Origin of the sequence: Gordonia malaquae, from assembly GCF_037148075.1 — a bacterium.
Lineage (GTDB): Bacteria > Actinomycetota > Actinomycetes > Mycobacteriales > Mycobacteriaceae > Gordonia > Gordonia malaquae.
The window spans coordinates 271,577-286,498 of sequence record NZ_JBBCUB010000001.1 but is presented as its reverse complement, the minus strand read 5'-3'; the positions used below and the strand labels follow the sequence as shown (position 1 = coordinate 286,498).

The following is a 14,922-nucleotide window of genomic DNA, read 5'->3' as shown; positions in this document are numbered from 1 at the left end:
ACATCCGCGCGACGACGCTTCGACTCGCTTCGCTCGCTCAACGAGCAGTAAAGCGCCACGGAGTTCCCCTGCTCCTTGAGCGAGCTTGCGAGTCGAAAGGTCAGTACGCACCGCTGAGGATGAGTTCCATCAGCTTGATCGGGGCAGCACAGGCGTCGCCGGACGGCGCGCCTTCGGGCTCAACCCACCAGGTGTAGATGCCGCTGCTCGGAGCCTTCGCCGTCACTCCACAGACGCCCGGACGTTTCGGATCGCGAGCGGTGAATGCGGCGGTGCTTCGGACCTGGATGTTCTCGGTGGTGAAGTCGAGCCGTTTTGCAGTGTCCTTCTCCTGAGCGAAGGAGCCCCACTCGAACCAGTTGAACATCACGTTCACGACGCCGCTCTTCGACGCGACCAGCCACCGGCAGTTGGCGCCGTAGAAGCCTGGTTGCGCAGTGCCTCCTCCGACTGCTTTCCCGATCTGCACCGCGGACAGGATGTCGCATTCTTCGAGGAGCCTCTCGAACTTGTCGGTGTCGACACGACCGGTGTCGGTTCCGACGTCACGACCGGGCCGGACCGGCGTTCCCTCGACCGTGCACGAGGCCGCCCCGAGAACTGTCGCGATCGCCAGCGCCGCGGCTGCGGTCGCCCGCCGCAGTGTGCTTGTCATTGCGCCCCCTTCACGACAAAGGTGGCGAGCGCCTTGGTCCCCTCGCACACCTTGTCCGACGGCAGGATGGACTGGCCGTTCGCCGACGGACCGGCGAAGGATATCTCGATGAAGTCGGCTTCCCAGCCGATCCCGATCTCGCAGATACTGCCCGAGTGCGCGATGAACCCGGACTGCCCCGCGATCGTGATGTCCTGGGTCAGGTCACGCGACAACTGCTCGGTACCGCGTTCACGGCCGATCGGCGATCCTCGGTACCAGTTGAACGAAACCGTCGGATTGCGCGTCGAGTCGATCCGCCATTCGCAGGTCGACGGGTTCTCCACATGGAGTTTCAAGCCTTGCACCGTGGTCAGCCGGACGACGTCTTCCGTTGTCAGGCCGCCGCAGCGGTCGAAATCGGGCCCGGTTCCGGTCTTCGGCTCCGGAGTGCTCTCGGCACTGGACGACGAGTCGCTGCTGCAGGCGCTCAACACCAGTGCGCAGACCGCGGCTACGACGGCGAGCAACGTCCCCGTGCGGAACTGATCGAGTTGACGGCGTTCCCGCTTGGTCGGCCTGCCTGCGCCCGCGTCACGACGCGGAACGGCCGCGATCACTTCCTTCGGGGGCGGCGGCGGGCTGTGATCGATGTAGTTCTCGGCTGCGAGAGGCGCGGAGACCCTCTTACTGATCAGGCCGGTCACCTCGACGATCCGTTCGCGCCCTCCTGCGCGATACGTCACGCGGTCGCCGATGGCAACCTGCGCCGACGGCTTAGCAGTTGCACCGTTCAAACGCACATGGCCTGCGCGGCACGCCGCACCTGCGGCCGAACGAGTCTTCGTCAGCCGGATCGCCCATATCCAGCTGTCGATTCACGTCGCCAATGCCGTCCCCTCCCACGAGCCCAGGTATGTGAGTCGATGGGTCAAGACTAGCCGCCCCCGCCGCCTGTCGGACGTTGCGCGACATGTGGTTGAACGACGCGCCCGGCTAATGCAGAACGGCGATCCCCGCAGTGCGGGAATCGCCGTTCGTGCGAGAAGATTCTCAGATCAGGACGCGAGAGCCTTCGCCTTGAGCGACTCGTACTCCTCCTGCGAGACGACGCCCGCATCGAGCAGCGACTTCGCAGTCGCGATCTGCTCGGCAGGCGACGCCTTGCCTGCGGCGTTGCGGATGTACTCCTGATTCGCGCGGTCGACGGCGACGGCCGTCGCACGGCTGCGCTCGGTCATCCCCTTGCCGCGTGCGATCACGTACACGAACGCCGTCAGGTACGGCAGGACGACCAGGCCGATGATCCACAGGACCTTGTAGCCGGCACTCAGCGTGTGGTCGCGGAACAGGTCGGTCAGAACCTGGAACAGAACGATCAGGTAAGCGACGAATGCAAAAACCAAGATGGTGTACCACAGCACACCCCAGAACGAACTCCAGTCCACTTCCGTGCACCTTTCCATTTATAGGGAATCTCAGCTTAGCCTCTGAAAAGCGGCACCGCGTCACTCGGCTCGGACCGGAAGTGAGGGCGTCGTTCGATCAGGTGATGCTTTCGCGGATAGCAGCCCGGCTGCGTGCCGAGACTTCTACCGTCGACGTATGAACAAGATGCGAGCTCTCGCCCTGTCGGCGCTGGTCGCCGCGCCATTCATCGTCTCGTGCAGCGTGTCCGTCGGAGGATCGACTATCGACCAGGACAAACTGAAGAGCGAGATCACCAAGACGCTGGACGCGCAGTACACGACTTTCGGCCAGAAAGTCGACTCGATCACGTGTGACGACCCCGGGGACGACCCAGCCGTCGACTCCACATTCCAGTGCATCGCGAAGGTGTCCGATGCCGACGTTCGCGTCGAGGTCACCGTCACCAGCGACTCGGGAGACGTCAAATACGTCACGTTGGACCGTCTCGTCTCGCTGCCGATCATGTCGAAGGAACTGACGTCGTCCGTGAGCGAGAAGGTCGGCCCGGTGACTGTTGAGTGCGGCACCGGAGTGAAGGCGCAACCCACGAACTCCCAGTTCGACTGCGAAGCGACCGACGACACCGGCCAGACCGGGCGCGTCACCTACTTCGTGACCGACAAGCCCGAGAACGACCACTGGAAGCTCAACTGACGCCCACAGCCCGGGGCTAAAGTCCCAGGTCGGGGATTCGACCGAGAGGGTTGGTTACGCTACCGTATTCTGCGTCGTTCCCCACCAACTCCAGGAGATCCCGACCATGGCAGCTGTCATCCTCTACGGCACCGAGACCGGTACCGGCGAACTCGTCGCCGACGCGATCGCTGACGTACTGGCCGCCGACCACGATCCGGCGATCTACGACATGGCCGAGTACTCGGCGGAGGATCTCGATCCCGCAGACTTCCTCGTCGTCGTCTGCTCGACGTACGGCGAAGGCGAACTGCCGTCGAGCGCGCTCCCGTTCGCCGACGAGCTCGATGAAGACAAGCCTGATCTCGCCGGGATGCGCTTCTCGGTGTTCGGCCTCGGCGACACCGTGTACGACGACACGTTCAACCGGGGTGGCGAGATCATGGCCGAGAAGTTGGTCGCACTCGGCGCTGTCGAGGTCGGCGAGCACTACCGACATGACGCGTCGAGCGCGGAGAAGCCCGCGAAGGCCGCCGAGGCCTGGGCCGAGAACCTGAAGGCCGTCATCGACGCGGGCTGATCGGCCCTCTCACACCATCGAATCCGCGGTGACCGACACACGTTGGTCACCGCGGATTGCTGCATGCTTGGCCAGTTTCACGACAGCCACCACCGACAGGGCGAGGATCAGACCGAGCGCGATCGTGGCGGGCACGCCGACGGTGATGTTCTCCCCGAGCAGCACAACGCCCAGGATCATCGCGACGGCCGGTTCCATCACGTTCATCGCCGGGAAGGACGTCTGCAGGTCGCCGGAACCGAATCCGCGTTGTTGAGCGACCACGGCGAGGACGATCACCGGGACAAGCAGGTACACCTCGTACTTGGTGAACACCGACAGCGGATCGTCGATGATCCGGAACGTCACCGCTTTGATCAGCACCGCCGACACTCCGAACAGCGCCCCGGAGGCCAGTCCGTAGTAAAGCGCCCGGTGGTGCCTGTTGCAGCTGCGCTCAGCGACTGCGACCAAGGCGATGAGGCCCGCGATGATCGCGCCGATCGTGATGCCCATGATCACCACCTGAGGGCGACGGTCCGTGGCGACTGGCCGGGCGATGACGAGAAACGCCACAACGCAGGACACGAGCACCGCACCCCACATCCACTCGTTGGCATGCGGATGTCGGTGGTCGGCCCATGCCTCCAGCGGAAGCGCGAAAAGCACGGCGAGCACGACGAGCGGTTGGACCAGCAGGATCGACCCGAGACCGAGTGCGCTGGCCTGCAGACCGAAGCCTGCCAGCGCGATCCCCGCGCCCATCCACCAGCCGCGGGTGATCGCGCCGCTCGACGCCGAGGACCGCTGCCTCAGCACGGTGCCTCCGGCGATCAGCAGTGCCGCGGCGATCGCCAACAGCGCGGGGGCCCAAGTATGCATCCCCTCAAGCGTATCGGTCAGCGGTCCCCGCTCGCGCCGTGCAACCGGATCACAGCGACGCGGGTCACCGAATCAGGCACTGGCGATTCGCAATTCCGTGGCAACCGGTGTGCTGCGCTGAGTGAGATCAAGGACGGGGCAATGCTTGTCGACGACGTCCTGCAGCTCCCGGTACCGTTCGGGGGCGTCGGGGCCCGCGACGTCGACGGTCACGCGCACCTGTGTGAATCCCGGTCGAACGTCGTCGTCGAGTCCGAAGAAGCCTCGTACGTCCAGATCGCCTTCGGCATGCAGTGTGAGCGAGCTGAGTTCGACGCCGAGACGTTCCGCCCAGAATCGGTACGTCACGACCTGGCAGGACAGCAACGACGCGAGGTAGAACTCCACGGGATTCGGCGCGGTGTCACCGCCACCGAGCACCGGCGGCTCGTCGACGGAGATGCTGAACGAGCGGATCCCGACGTCGCTCGACACCCCGTCTCCGGCCGTCGCCGACGCCGCGAACACGGCGACTGCGTTGGCCGAGTTGGCTGCGACGGCGTTCGCCGTCTGCGCCGCGATCGTGTTGAGCTTGGTGCCGGTCGCCGGGATGCTGTGCGTGGGGCGGATCTCTGTAGTGGTCATGTCGTCGACCGTAGGTCCGGAAGGTCGGGCCGGGTACGGATGCGCCCACGATGATTTCAACGCGCGGTCCGTCGTACGACCGACTCGGCCGCGCCTGGCCGAAAATGTCGGAGGTCGGTTCTACCGTGAGGTCATGTACCACGACGATCTGGAACGTCTGATGACGCTGAGCACCGCCGACATCGCCGACGCCTGCCGTGGCGACCGGCTGCAGGGGTTGATCACCCAGTGCTACGACGAGCACCTCGAGTTGGCCGAACTGGCCGATGACGCCGCCGAGGGCGACCTCGACGCCCACGGCTTCTACTCGCAGGAGAGTGCCGCCTGGCGTGCGACGGCCCAGATCCTGCGGACCATGGCCGCCGATCCCTTGCCGCACCGCACTGCGGGCGCGGCATGAGTCGGACGCTGGTCCTGCTTCGGCACGGAAAGAGCGACTACCCGCTCGGTGTACCGGATCACGAACGCCCGCTCAACAACCGGGGTCGCCGCCAGGCGGCGCTTGCGGGCGACTGGATTCGTGATGACGGCCTCACCGTCGACGCCGTGCTCTGCTCGACTGCTGAACGCACCCGGCAGACCCTCGAGCGGACCGACATCGACGCACCGACCGAGTACGTCTCCGCCATCTACGGGTGCACTCCGGACGAGTTGTTCGAGACGATCCGGGTGTATGCACCGCACGATGCCTCGACCCTGCTCGTCGTCGGGCATTTCCCTGGCATGCCGGACACCGCGTTGACCCTCGATCCGGCGGGCTCGATCGACGAGTTCCCCACGTCGGCGTATGCCGTCGTGAAGGTCGGCGTCGAGTGGGATCGCATCGGCCTGGACGTCGACCCCGACGCATCCCTGACCTCCCTTCGCATCCCCCGATAGCCGGGTCGGACCGGGTGCGCTCCCCCGTCACAACGTGCTGAATCCACTCAGGCTCGGTCGATAGACTCCCCGGCATGGCTCTGACTTCCGCAGATCTCTCGTATCTCCGACGCTGCGTCGACCTGGCTGAAGAAGCTGTCGAAGCCGGCGACGAGGCTTTCGGATCCCTACTCGTGAGCGCCGACGGGGATGTCGTGTTCGAGGACCGAAATCGGGTGTCGGGAGGCGACTCCACGAGGCACCCCGAGCTGACCCTGGTCGAGTGGGCCGTGGCGAACATGACACCGGAGCAGCGTGCCGCATCGGTCACCTACACCTCAGGCGAGCACTGCGCGATGTGCGCCGCCGCGCACGCTTGGGTCGGTCTCGGCCGGATCGTGTATGCGGGAAGCACTGCACAGCTCACCGCCTGGCGCGCCGAGTGGAACCTGCCGGCGTCGCCGGTAGCGCCGCTGTCGATCACCGACGTCGCACCGGGCGTCGAGGTCGCCGGCCCAGCCCTCGAACTCGCCGACAGCCTGCGTGCACTGCACGCGCGTGCGGCGGGAGCAACCCTGTGATGACCCCGCCGCGCTCCGCGCGATTGTCAGTCGCTGCGGCAGCAGCGGTCGCCGTGACCGCTCTGGCCGGGTGCGCCGGATCGGACGAGACGACATCCGATTCCGCGACCGCGACTGTTCCCTCTGTCTCCGCGTCGTCGAGCACTCCGACATCGAACGCTGCGCCTCGCACGTCCACGCGCGTCAACCCCGCGGCGACTGCGCGACTGCATGTCGCTGCGTCGAGCGGCGACGTGGCCGAGGTGCGCAGGGCCATCGCCGACGGCGCGGACCTCGAGTCGCGAGGCGCAGAGGGGCGGACGCCGCTCGTCGCCGCGACCAAGAACCAGGACGCGGCGAGTGCACTCGCGCTGCTCGACGCGGGGGCCGACCCGAACGCCAAGGACGACCTCCAGGACTCCGCATTCTTGTACGCGGGGGCAGAGGGCTTCGACACGATCCTGCACGGGACACTCCGGCACGGGGCCGACGTGACCAGCCTCAACCGGTACGGGGGAACGGCGTTGATCCCGGCCGCCGAGCACGCGCACACCTCGGCGATCTCGATCCTGATCAATGCAGGGGTCCCGCTCGACGTCGTCAACAAGTCGGGGTGGACCGCTCTGTTGGAGGCCGTGGTCCTCGGCGACGGCGACGCCGCCCACGTCGATGCGGTCCGGCAGCTCCTCGACGCCGGAGCAGATCCGTCGATCGGGGATTTCGACGGTGTGACGCCACGGCAGCATGCGGTCGATCGCGGCCAGACCGCGGTCGTCGCCGAATTCGACCGTCCCCGCCCGAAGCGGTAGTCGGCGCGCCACTCCTGCTCGTTGAGCGCCTTCGCTCAGGACCCGCGAAGCGAGTCGAAGCGTCTACACCGGGTCGTCCGACCTCGACCACGCAATGGCGATGAGCCTGCGAAGCACCGCCAGGTCGATGTCATCGAGCTTCTTCACGTACACACAACCTGCGCCTTCGGTGAAGACACCGAGTTCCGGAAGCAAGGCGGCGCCGTCGGGCAGATCCTTGAGCCCGTAGAGCGACAGGCTCGCCTTGCGAGGAGAGAAGGCCACCTTCGGCCAGTCGCCTCGTGTCCGCGGGTTAGCAGGCGAGACGTAGCGATAGCTGCCGTACCCGATCATCGACGGGCCCCACATGACCGGCGCGACACCTGTCACTTCCGCGAAGATCTCGGCAAGGGCAAGCCCGTCCGTACGTCTGCGGACGGGGGTCACAGCGTCGAGAAACGCGTCGACACTCGCATCAGTCGGTCTCGTCTTCGGTTCGTTGCCCACGCCCGCACTGTATCCGCAGACTCCCATCCTCAGGCAACGACCACTTCACGCACCCGCGGCGGTTCTCTGGCTGATCTCCGATGTCAGCGGACACCCAGCGCGCGAGCGATCAGCGGCCAGGAGTTGACGAGGTCGGCGTGGAACAGACCCCAGGTGTGGACGCCGTCGGGGCGGTGGACGAACGTGCGAGGGATACCGAGAGAGGCGAGCCGGTTCGCCATCGTCGTGGTGCAGCTCAGCGCGATCGCCTCCATGACGTTTCCGCCGACGAGACCGCTGCCGTTGATCAGCGGATTGCCGTCGACGGGCCCGGGCACGCCGGATCCGGCGGACAGGTAGATCGCCTTGCCGCGGAGCTTGGATGCGTTGACGACGGGATCGTGGCGGAACCACTCCGAGCTGCCCGGCGGCCCCCACATGTTGGCGACGTTGCCGCCGCCGCGCGTGACGATCGCCGTGTTCGCGACCTGTGCGAGGGGGCTCGTCGTCCCGGGACAGCCCGAGTACGCCGCCACCGCGCGGTAGCGCCATGGTGCGTGAGTGACGATGTCGAGTGCGGGACCGGCGGACATCGACACCCCGGACAATGCGTTCGCTCCGTTGGTGCGGTACGCCTTGTCGATCGCCGACGGGAGTTCGTCGTTGATGTATGTCTCCCACTTGTTGCGCCCGAGGACGGGATCGGGTGTGTTCCAGTCGGTCCACATCGAGAATCGACCGCCGATCGGCAGGATCACGTTCACCCGCTTTCCCGCGAAGAAGCGCGGAGCACCACCGTTGTTGAACCATGAGATCCCGTCCTCCGCACCGCCCGCACCCGGCAGCATGTAGAAGGAGGGCAGCCCGGCGGGGCTTCCGGCTGGATGCAGAACGTGGTTGCGGACCACTCGACGCATCGACGGCGAGTACACCGACACGAGATCGGTCGTGGGATTCAGGTGCGTGACGCCGACGATTCTCGCGGCATCGGCCGCCGGAAGCGACGGAGCCAGGCCGAGCCCGACCAGCGCCGCTGTCACAGCAGTCAGAACGCGCCAACGCCTCGACAGCCTCTTCGTAGCACTGACTGTTGGATTCCAGGACATGAACTCCACCGTAACCGGACATAGACGGCCCGCAATGGTCGTGACCAGCCCGTTGCCCGATCGATGCTCCCCTGCCGCCGTACAGTTGAGGGGTGGCCGAGCAACCATCGACGACTCGCTTCAGGCGTCTGCTCCACATCGACCTCGACCAGTTCCAGGTGTCGGTGGAGCGCCTGCGCCGGCCCGCCCTCGTCGGTGTGCCCGTGATCGTCGGTGGCGACGGAGATCCGTCGCGACCTCGGCAGGTCGTGACGTGCGCGTCCTATGAAGCACGTGCCCTGGGTGCGCGAGCCGGACTCCCGCTGCCCGCTGCCCGACGCAAGTGTCCCGACGCTGTGTTCCTCCCCCTCGACATGCCGCACTACGAAGCGGTGTCATCACAGGTCATGGACGTGATCCGCAGCTTCGGCCATCCTCTCGAGGTGTGGGGTTGGGACGAGGGCTACATCGGCGTCGACCCACTCGATCGCGAACCGACCCTCGACGACTCAGACGTCGTCGAGCTCGCACACCGAATCCGGGGAGCAGTGCTCGAGCAGACGGGGATCAACTGCTGCCTCGGAGTCTCCGACAACAAACAGCGAGCCAAGATGGCAGCGGGGTTCGCCAAGGCCTCGGTACGCGACCCCGAGGCGACCCCGGATCGACGAGTGTTCACGTTGGACGACGCCAATTGGCCGACGCTCATGGGCCCACGCCCGTGCCGAGACCTGTGGAGTGTGGGGCCGAAGACGGCGTCGAAACTCGCCGAGCGTGGAGTGGACACCGTGGATCAGCTCGTCACGGTAGACCGAGACGACCTCGTGTCGATCTTCGGCCCCAGTCAGGGGAACTGGTTGTACGTCCTCTGCCGTGGTGGAGGCGACGATTCGATCGCGACATCGCCGTGGATCGCGAAGTCCCATTCCAAGTCTCGTACCTATCCGAGCGATCTCACGGACCTCGGCGATCTTCACGACGCCGTCGTGGACCTCACGCGCGACGTCCTCAACCAGTCGATCACCGAAGGTCGCACGCCGTTCCGCGTCGGCCTGACCGTCCGGACGTCCACCTTCTACACCCGCACCAAGATGCGCAAGCTCCCCGAGCCGACGACGTCGTTCGACGAGATCGTGGCCGTCGCTCGGGGACTGCTCGACGCGTTTCACGATCAGGAACCGCTCGGACCGGATCGCCCGGTCCGCCTGCTCGCCGTCCGTCTCGAGCTCCTCGACCCGTGACTCTCCCGATCATCGAGCAGACAGGCACCTCGATCTAGAACCTGTTCTAGAATGCCCTCATGCCATTGGTCACCGACAGTTCCCTCACCATCAATGCTCCCGCCGATGTGGTGTGGCGGGTCCTCACCGACTTCGACGCGTACGGCGAGTGGAATCCGTTCCAAGTGGAGTGCTCGTCGACGCTGGTCCCGGGCGCACCCATCGACATGCGGTTCGAGCTGGGCCCCGGTGGTTTGAAGCACAAGCGGGAGTACATCGTCGACGTCACACCGGGATCGACGTTCGCCTACTCGATGAAGCCCGCACCACTGGGCACAGTGCGCAGCCTGCGCCGGCACACCGTCGTCGACCTGGGCGACGGGCGCAGCCGCTACGACTCGCACTTCGAGATCACCGGCCCGGTCTCCGGTTTGGTCAAGCTCATGTTCGGCAAGGAACTCATCGAGAAGTTCGCTGCGGTCACCGCGGCGATCGGTCCGCGCGCCGAAGCCCTCGCGCGGGGCTGACAGCGGGCTGCATCCTCCCAGACCGTAGAACGACATCGGACCTCTGCCTCTCGCGAAGCAGGGGTCCGATGTCGTGACAGGCGACGTGCGATCAGCTCGCTGAAGCAGCGTCGACCTCGGAGCCCGGCTCAGGAGCCCCCACGTCGGCAGAAGGCTCCGCAGCGGGTTGCTCGACGGGTTCCTCAGACGGTCTCGACGGCTCAGTGACCGTCGTGTCGTCGGCGCCGGACTCGTCTGCGCCGGCCACCATCGTCGTAACCTCTGCTTCCGGCGCCTCAGAGTCGTCGGTCGCGTCGGTGGAACCGTCGACCACAGGCGTCTCCGTATCCGTCTCACGCCGGTGGCGGGCTCGTCGACCTTCGGTTTCGCGGTCACCGCACCGACGATGTCACCGACGCCCTTGAGGTCGTCGACGATAGTCACCGACTTGAAGTAGTCACTGAGCATCCCGATCGGGTCGAACGCACCAACGTCGTCCGGTCTGTCGATTCTGTTACCCAACGTCGGATTCCGGCTGGCACAGATTTGCCGACTCCAAGGTTGCATGCACAAATATGTGCCAGAGCCGACTGCCGAGACGAAAGAACCCCCGTCCGACGAATCGGGCGGGGGTTCTTCGTGAACTCAGGTCAGCGGAAGTCGCTGCCGAAGCCGTAGTCGTCCAGCGGAACGGCGGCACCGCTCGGAGCGCCGAAGGGGCTGTCCGGGCTGTAGTAGGTGTCGTCGTACGTAGGCAGCGCGTACGCGGCGGCACGAGCTTCCTCGGTCGGCTGAACCTGGATGTTCCGGTACCGGTCGATGCCGGTGCCGGCCGGGATCAGCTTACCGATGATCACGTTCTCCTTGAGGCCCACGAGCTTGTCGCTGCGGCTGTTGATGGCCGCATCGGTGAGCACGCGAGTGGTCTCCTGGAACGACGCCGCCGACAGCCACGAGTCCGTCGCGAGCGACGCCTTCGTGATGCCCATGAGGACGGGGCGACCCGATGCGGGCTCGCCGCCCTCGGCGACGACACCGCGGTTGGCGGCCTCGAACTCGGCGCGCTCGGTGAGCGAACCGGGCAGGAACTCGGTGGCGCCGGAGTCGATGATCGTCACGCGACGCAGCATCTGGCGGACGATCGTCTCGACGTGCTTGTCGTGGATCGACACACCCTGGCTCCGGTACACCTCCTGGACCTCGTTGACGAGGTGGATCTGCACCTGACGGGGACCCATCACACGCAGAACCTCGTGCGGATCGGCGGCGCCCTCCATGAGCTGCTGGCCGACCTCGACGTGATCGCCGTGGGCGAGCAGACGCTCGGTGCCGTCCTCGTGCTTGAAGACGCGCATGCGCTGACGCTTCGAGATCTTGTCGTAGACGACCTCGTCGCTGCCGTCGTCGGGAACGATGGTGATCTTGTAGAAACGATCGTCGTCCTCGATGTTGACGCGGCCGGACACCTCGGCGATCGGAGCCTTGCCCTTGGGGACGCGGGCCTCGAACAGCTCGGTGACGCGCGGAAGACCACCGGTGATGTCGTCACCGACGCCACCCTGGTGGAAGGTGCGCATCGTCAGCTGCGTGCCGGGCTCACCGATCGACTGAGCCGCGATGATGCCGACGGCCTCGCCGATGTCGACGAGCTTGCCGGTGGCCATCGAACGGCCGTAGCAGTGAGCACACACGCCGGTGCCGGTGGCACAGGTGAGGACCGAACGGACCTTCACCTCGGTGACGCCTGCGGCGAGGAGTGCCTCGATCGCCGGGTCGCCCAGGTCGTGGCCCTTCTCGATGACGACGTTGCCTGCAGCGTCCAGCGCGTCGACCGCGAGCGTACGAGCGTACGCCGAGGTCTCGACGTGGGCGTCGCGGATGATCGAGCCGTCGGCCGACTTCTCAGCCAGCGGGACCAGGATGCCGCGCTCGGTGCCACAGTCGGTCTCACGGACGATGACGTCCTGCGACACGTCGACGAGACGACGGGTCAGGTAGCCCGAGTCTGCGGTACGCAGAGCCGTGTCGGCCAGACCCTTACGAGCACCGTGCGTGTTGATGAAGTACTCGGCGACGGTCAGACCCTCACGGAACGACGACTTGATCGGACGCGGGATGAACTCACCCTTCGGGTTCGTCACCAGGCCCTTCATGCCCGAGAGGTTACGCACCTGGGTCATGTTGCCCGTTGCGCCCGACTTCGGGATCATCGTGATCGGGTTGTCCTCGGGGTAGTAGTCCTCGAGTGCCTTACCGACCTCTTCAGTCGCCTGCTTCCAGATCTCGACCAGAGCGTCACGACGCTCGTCGGAGGTCAGACCACCGCGCTGGAACTTGCGCTCCAGGCCGTCGGCACGCTCCTCGTAACGCTCGAGGATCTCGGCCTTGGCCGGCGGCACGAGGACGTCCGACATCGAGACGGTCACGCCCGAACGGGTCGCCCAGTAGAAGCCGACGTCCTTCATCTTGTCGACGGTCTGTGCGACGACGATCATCGGGTAGCGCTCGGCGAGATCGTTGATGATCACGGCCTGACGCTTCTTCGGCATCTGCTCGTCGATGAACGGGTAGTCGTGCGGGAGCAGTTCGTTGAACAGCACGCGACCCAGGGTGGTGGTGGTCTCCCACGCACTTCCGCGACGCCAGCCCTCGGGGAACAGCTCCGCCTCGACGTCCGCGGACGGACGCTGATCGGTCAGGCGGATCTTGATCGTCGCCTGGATGCTCAGCGCACCGCGGTCGACTGCCATGATCGCCTCGGCCGGGCTGGAGTACACACCGCGCTCGACGTCGTCCGCCGAACCCTCGGTGTACTCGCCGACCTGGCCCGGCTTCTGGGTGGTCAGGTAGTACAGGCCGGTCACCATGTCCAGACGCGGCATGGCGAGCGGACGGCCCGACGCAGGCGACAGGATGTTGTTCGACGACAGCATCAGGATGCGTGCCTCGGCCTGCGCCTCCGCGGACAGCGGGAGGTGCACGGCCATCTGGTCACCGTCGAAGTCGGCGTTGAACGCCTCACAGACGAGCGGGTGCAGCTGGATGGCCTTGCCCTCCACGAGCTGCGGCTCGAACGCCTGAATGCCCAGACGGTGCAGCGTGGGAGCACGGTTCAGCAGCACGGGATGCTCGGCGATGACCTCTTCGAGGACGTCCCACACGGCGGGGCGCTGACGCTCCACCATGCGCTTGGCCGACTTGATGTTCTGCGCCTGGTTCAGGTCGACGAGACGCTTCATCACGAACGGCTTGAACAGTTCGAGTGCCATCAGCTTCGGCAGACCGCACTGGTGCAGCTTGAGCTGCGGGCCGACGACGATGACCGAACGGCCCGAGTAGTCGACACGCTTGCCGAGGAGGTTCTGACGGAAACGACCCTGCTTGCCCTTGAGCAGGTCGCTCAGGGACTTCAGCGGACGATTGCCCGGTCCGGTGACCGGGCGGCCGCGACGACCGTTGTCGAACAGTGCGTCGACCGACTCCTGCAGCATGCGCTTCTCGTTGTTCACGATGATCTCGGGTGCACCGAGATCGATGAGGCGCTTGAGGCGGTTGTTGCGGTTGATCACGCGGCGGTACAGGTCGTTCAGGTCGGACGTGGCGAAGCGGCCACCGTCGAGCTGGACCATCGGACGCAGCTCCGGCGGGATCACCGGAACGGCCTCGAGGACCATCGCCTGCGGCGAGTTGCCCGAACGCTGGAACGCTGCGACGACCTTCAGTCGCTTGAGCGCGCGCAGCTTCTTCTGGCCCTTGCCCGAACGGATCGTCTCGCGCAGCGACTCTGCCTCTGCGTCGATGTCGAACGTCTCGAGCAGCTTCTTGATGGCCTCGGCGCCCATCGAGCCTGCGAAGTACTCGCCGAAGCGGTCTTCGAGCTCGCGGTACAGACGCTCGTCGACGATCAGCTCGCCGGGCGACAGCTTGACGAACTTGTCCCAGATCTCGTCGAGTGCCTCGACCTCGCGGTTCGCGTGGTCGCGCATGCGCTTGAGCTCACGCTCGCCCGCGTCGCGGACCTTGCGCTTGGCGTCGGCCTTGGCGCCCTCGGCCTCCAGCTCGGCCAGGTCGGCTTCGAGCTTGCTCTGGCGCTCGGCCAGTGCCACCTCGAGGTCGTCCATGATGGCCTTGCGCTCGACGCCGATCTCGGCCTCGCGAGTCGACAGTTCTGCGTGACGCAGTTCGTCGTCCACCGAGGTGATGACGTACGCGGCGAAGTAGATGATCTTCTCGAGATCCTTCGGCGCGAGGTCGAGCAGGTAGCCGAGACGGCTCGGCACACCCTTGAAGTACCAGATGTGCGTGACCGGAGCGGCCAGCTCGATGTGGCCCATGCGCTCACGGCGCACCTTGGCCTTGGTCACCTCGACGCCGCAGCGTTCACAGATGATGCCCTTGAAGCGGACGCGCTTGTACTTGCCGCAGTAGCACTCCCAGTCCCGGGTGGGGCCGAAGATCTTCTCGCAGAAGAGTCCGTCCTTCTCGGGCTTCAGGGTGCGGTAGTTGATGGTCTCCGGCTTCTTGACCTCACCGTACGACCAGTTGTGGATGTCGTCGGCCGTGGCCAGACCGATCTTCAGTTCGTCGAAAAAGTTGACGTCGAGCACGTGTTACCTT

General features: G+C 65.8%; 17 protein-coding genes. 8 read left to right on the top strand and 9 right to left on the bottom strand.

All coding sequences use genetic code 11. The features are described 5' to 3' along the window. Positions 1 to 100: 100 nt before the first annotated feature. The 3 genes from WFK36_RS01520 to WFK36_RS01510 all read right to left on the bottom strand — a co-directional run bounded on the left by WFK36_RS01520 (position 101) and on the right by WFK36_RS01510 (position 2,082). The gene (locus WFK36_RS01520) at positions 101 to 655 is read right to left on the bottom strand and encodes a DUF3558 domain-containing protein (RefSeq protein ID WP_336789076.1); all 555 of its coding nucleotides are present in this window, start codon (positions 653 to 655) and stop codon (positions 101 to 103) included. Then, complete coding sequence (locus tag WFK36_RS01515) at positions 652 to 1,512, bottom strand: DUF3558 family protein (protein WP_336790916.1); 861 nt, start codon at positions 1,510 to 1,512, stop codon at positions 652 to 654. The genes WFK36_RS01520 and WFK36_RS01515 overlap by 4 nt, the downstream gene beginning before the upstream one ends. Before the next feature lie 180 nt (positions 1,513 to 1,692). Then, positions 1,693 to 2,082 carry an SHOCT domain-containing protein gene (locus WFK36_RS01510; RefSeq protein WP_008381659.1) on the bottom strand — a complete coding sequence of 130 codons (390 nt, stop codon included), beginning with the start codon at positions 2,080 to 2,082 and terminating at the stop codon, positions 1,693 to 1,695. A gap of 157 nt (positions 2,083 to 2,239) precedes the next feature. On the opposite strand from WFK36_RS01510, the gene WFK36_RS01505 reads away from it, so the two are divergent. Then, a complete protein-coding gene (locus tag WFK36_RS01505) occupies positions 2,240 to 2,758 on the top strand; it encodes a DUF4333 domain-containing protein (RefSeq protein ID WP_336789074.1) in 519 nt (172 codons plus the stop codon). 106 nt (positions 2,759 to 2,864) lie between these two features. Beyond that, a complete protein-coding gene (locus WFK36_RS01500; protein WP_008381657.1) occupies positions 2,865 to 3,317 on the top strand; it encodes a flavodoxin domain-containing protein in 453 nt (150 codons plus the stop codon). A 9-nt stretch (positions 3,318 to 3,326) separates the two neighbouring features. Here WFK36_RS01500 and WFK36_RS01495 read toward each other — a convergent pair whose 3' ends face one another. Both WFK36_RS01495 and WFK36_RS01490 read right to left on the bottom strand, forming a co-directional pair. After that, positions 3,327 to 4,178: a DMT family transporter gene (locus WFK36_RS01495; protein WP_336789071.1), complete on the bottom strand. Its 852-nt coding sequence runs from the start codon at positions 4,176 to 4,178 to the stop codon at positions 3,327 to 3,329. A 72-nt stretch (positions 4,179 to 4,250) separates the two neighbouring features. Beyond that, a complete protein-coding gene (locus WFK36_RS01490; RefSeq protein ID WP_040520764.1) occupies positions 4,251 to 4,769 on the bottom strand; it encodes an OsmC family protein in 519 nt (172 codons plus the stop codon). Positions 4,770 to 4,935: 166 nt separating this feature from the next. Between WFK36_RS01490 and WFK36_RS01485 the strand changes: the two genes are divergently transcribed. From WFK36_RS01485 to WFK36_RS01470, 4 genes are all read left to right on the top strand, one after another. Further along, the gene (locus WFK36_RS01485) at positions 4,936 to 5,202 is read left to right on the top strand and encodes a hypothetical protein (protein ID WP_336789068.1); all 267 of its coding nucleotides are present in this window, start codon (positions 4,936 to 4,938) and stop codon (positions 5,200 to 5,202) included. Beyond that, positions 5,199 to 5,681: a SixA phosphatase family protein gene (locus WFK36_RS01480; RefSeq protein ID WP_008381650.1), complete on the top strand. Its 483-nt coding sequence runs from the start codon at positions 5,199 to 5,201 to the stop codon at positions 5,679 to 5,681. Before WFK36_RS01485 ends, WFK36_RS01480 begins: the two co-directional genes overlap by 4 nt. A gap of 74 nt (positions 5,682 to 5,755) precedes the next feature. Next, a complete protein-coding gene (locus WFK36_RS01475; RefSeq protein ID WP_336789065.1) occupies positions 5,756 to 6,241 on the top strand; it encodes a cytidine/deoxycytidylate deaminase family protein in 486 nt (161 codons plus the stop codon). Then, the gene (locus tag WFK36_RS01470; RefSeq protein ID WP_336789063.1) at positions 6,241 to 7,029 is read left to right on the top strand and encodes an ankyrin repeat domain-containing protein; all 789 of its coding nucleotides are present in this window, start codon (positions 6,241 to 6,243) and stop codon (positions 7,027 to 7,029) included. The genes WFK36_RS01475 and WFK36_RS01470 overlap by 1 nt, the downstream gene beginning before the upstream one ends. A 63-nt stretch (positions 7,030 to 7,092) precedes the next feature. Here WFK36_RS01470 and WFK36_RS01465 read toward each other — a convergent pair whose 3' ends face one another. Then, positions 7,093 to 7,515 carry a DUF1801 domain-containing protein gene (locus WFK36_RS01465; protein WP_336789061.1) on the bottom strand — a complete coding sequence of 141 codons (423 nt, stop codon included), beginning with the start codon at positions 7,513 to 7,515 and terminating at the stop codon, positions 7,093 to 7,095. Positions 7,516 to 7,598: 83 nt separating this feature from the next. Next, the gene (locus tag WFK36_RS01460; protein WP_336789059.1) at positions 7,599 to 8,600 is read right to left on the bottom strand and encodes an alpha/beta hydrolase; all 1,002 of its coding nucleotides are present in this window, start codon (positions 8,598 to 8,600) and stop codon (positions 7,599 to 7,601) included. Positions 8,601 to 8,692: 92 nt separating this feature from the next. Between WFK36_RS01460 and WFK36_RS01455 the strand changes: the two genes are divergently transcribed. Together WFK36_RS01455 and WFK36_RS01450 are read left to right on the top strand one after the other, a co-directional pair. Next, positions 8,693 to 9,820: a DNA polymerase IV gene (locus WFK36_RS01455; protein WP_336789057.1), complete on the top strand. Its 1,128-nt coding sequence runs from the start codon at positions 8,693 to 8,695 to the stop codon at positions 9,818 to 9,820. Positions 9,821 to 9,879: 59 nt separating this feature from the next. After that, positions 9,880 to 10,326 carry an SRPBCC domain-containing protein gene (locus WFK36_RS01450; RefSeq protein ID WP_336789055.1) on the top strand — a complete coding sequence of 149 codons (447 nt, stop codon included), beginning with the start codon at positions 9,880 to 9,882 and terminating at the stop codon, positions 10,324 to 10,326. 91 nt (positions 10,327 to 10,417) lie between these two features. On the opposite strand, the gene WFK36_RS01445 is transcribed toward WFK36_RS01450, so the two are convergent. Next, entirely contained in the window at positions 10,418 to 10,639 is a 222-nt protein-coding gene (locus tag WFK36_RS01445; RefSeq protein WP_336789053.1) for a hypothetical protein, read from the bottom strand. Positions 10,640 to 10,955: 316 nt separating this feature from the next. Beyond that, the gene (locus WFK36_RS01440) at positions 10,956 to 14,912 is read right to left on the bottom strand and encodes a DNA-directed RNA polymerase subunit beta' (RefSeq protein ID WP_336789051.1); all 3,957 of its coding nucleotides are present in this window, start codon (positions 14,910 to 14,912) and stop codon (positions 10,956 to 10,958) included. Positions 14,913 to 14,922 lie beyond the last annotated feature (10 nt).

Bases quoted from the DNA above. Each gene is read 5' to 3' on its own strand.
- WFK36_RS01475 (WP_336789065.1), top strand. From the start codon at position 5,756: ATGGCTCTGACTTCCGCAGATCTCTCGTATCTCCGACGCTGCGTCGAC.
- WFK36_RS01460 (WP_336789059.1), bottom strand. From the start codon at position 8,600: ATGTCCTGGAATCCAACAGTCAGTGCTACGAAGAGGCTGTCGAGGCGT.
- WFK36_RS01470 (WP_336789063.1), top strand. From the start codon at position 6,241: ATGACCCCGCCGCGCTCCGCGCGATTGTCAGTCGCTGCGGCAGCAGCG.
- WFK36_RS01500 (WP_008381657.1), top strand. From the start codon at position 2,865: ATGGCAGCTGTCATCCTCTACGGCACCGAGACCGGTACCGGCGAACTC.
- WFK36_RS01485 (WP_336789068.1), top strand. From the start codon at position 4,936: ATGTACCACGACGATCTGGAACGTCTGATGACGCTGAGCACCGCCGAC.
- WFK36_RS01520 (WP_336789076.1), bottom strand. From the start codon at position 655: ATGACAAGCACACTGCGGCGGGCGACCGCAGCCGCGGCGCTGGCGATC.
- WFK36_RS01505 (WP_336789074.1), top strand. From the start codon at position 2,240: ATGAACAAGATGCGAGCTCTCGCCCTGTCGGCGCTGGTCGCCGCGCCA.
- WFK36_RS01480 (WP_008381650.1), top strand. From the start codon at position 5,199: ATGAGTCGGACGCTGGTCCTGCTTCGGCACGGAAAGAGCGACTACCCG.
- WFK36_RS01450 (WP_336789055.1), top strand. From the start codon at position 9,880: ATGCCATTGGTCACCGACAGTTCCCTCACCATCAATGCTCCCGCCGAT.
- WFK36_RS01495 (WP_336789071.1), bottom strand. From the start codon at position 4,178: ATGCATACTTGGGCCCCCGCGCTGTTGGCGATCGCCGCGGCACTGCTG.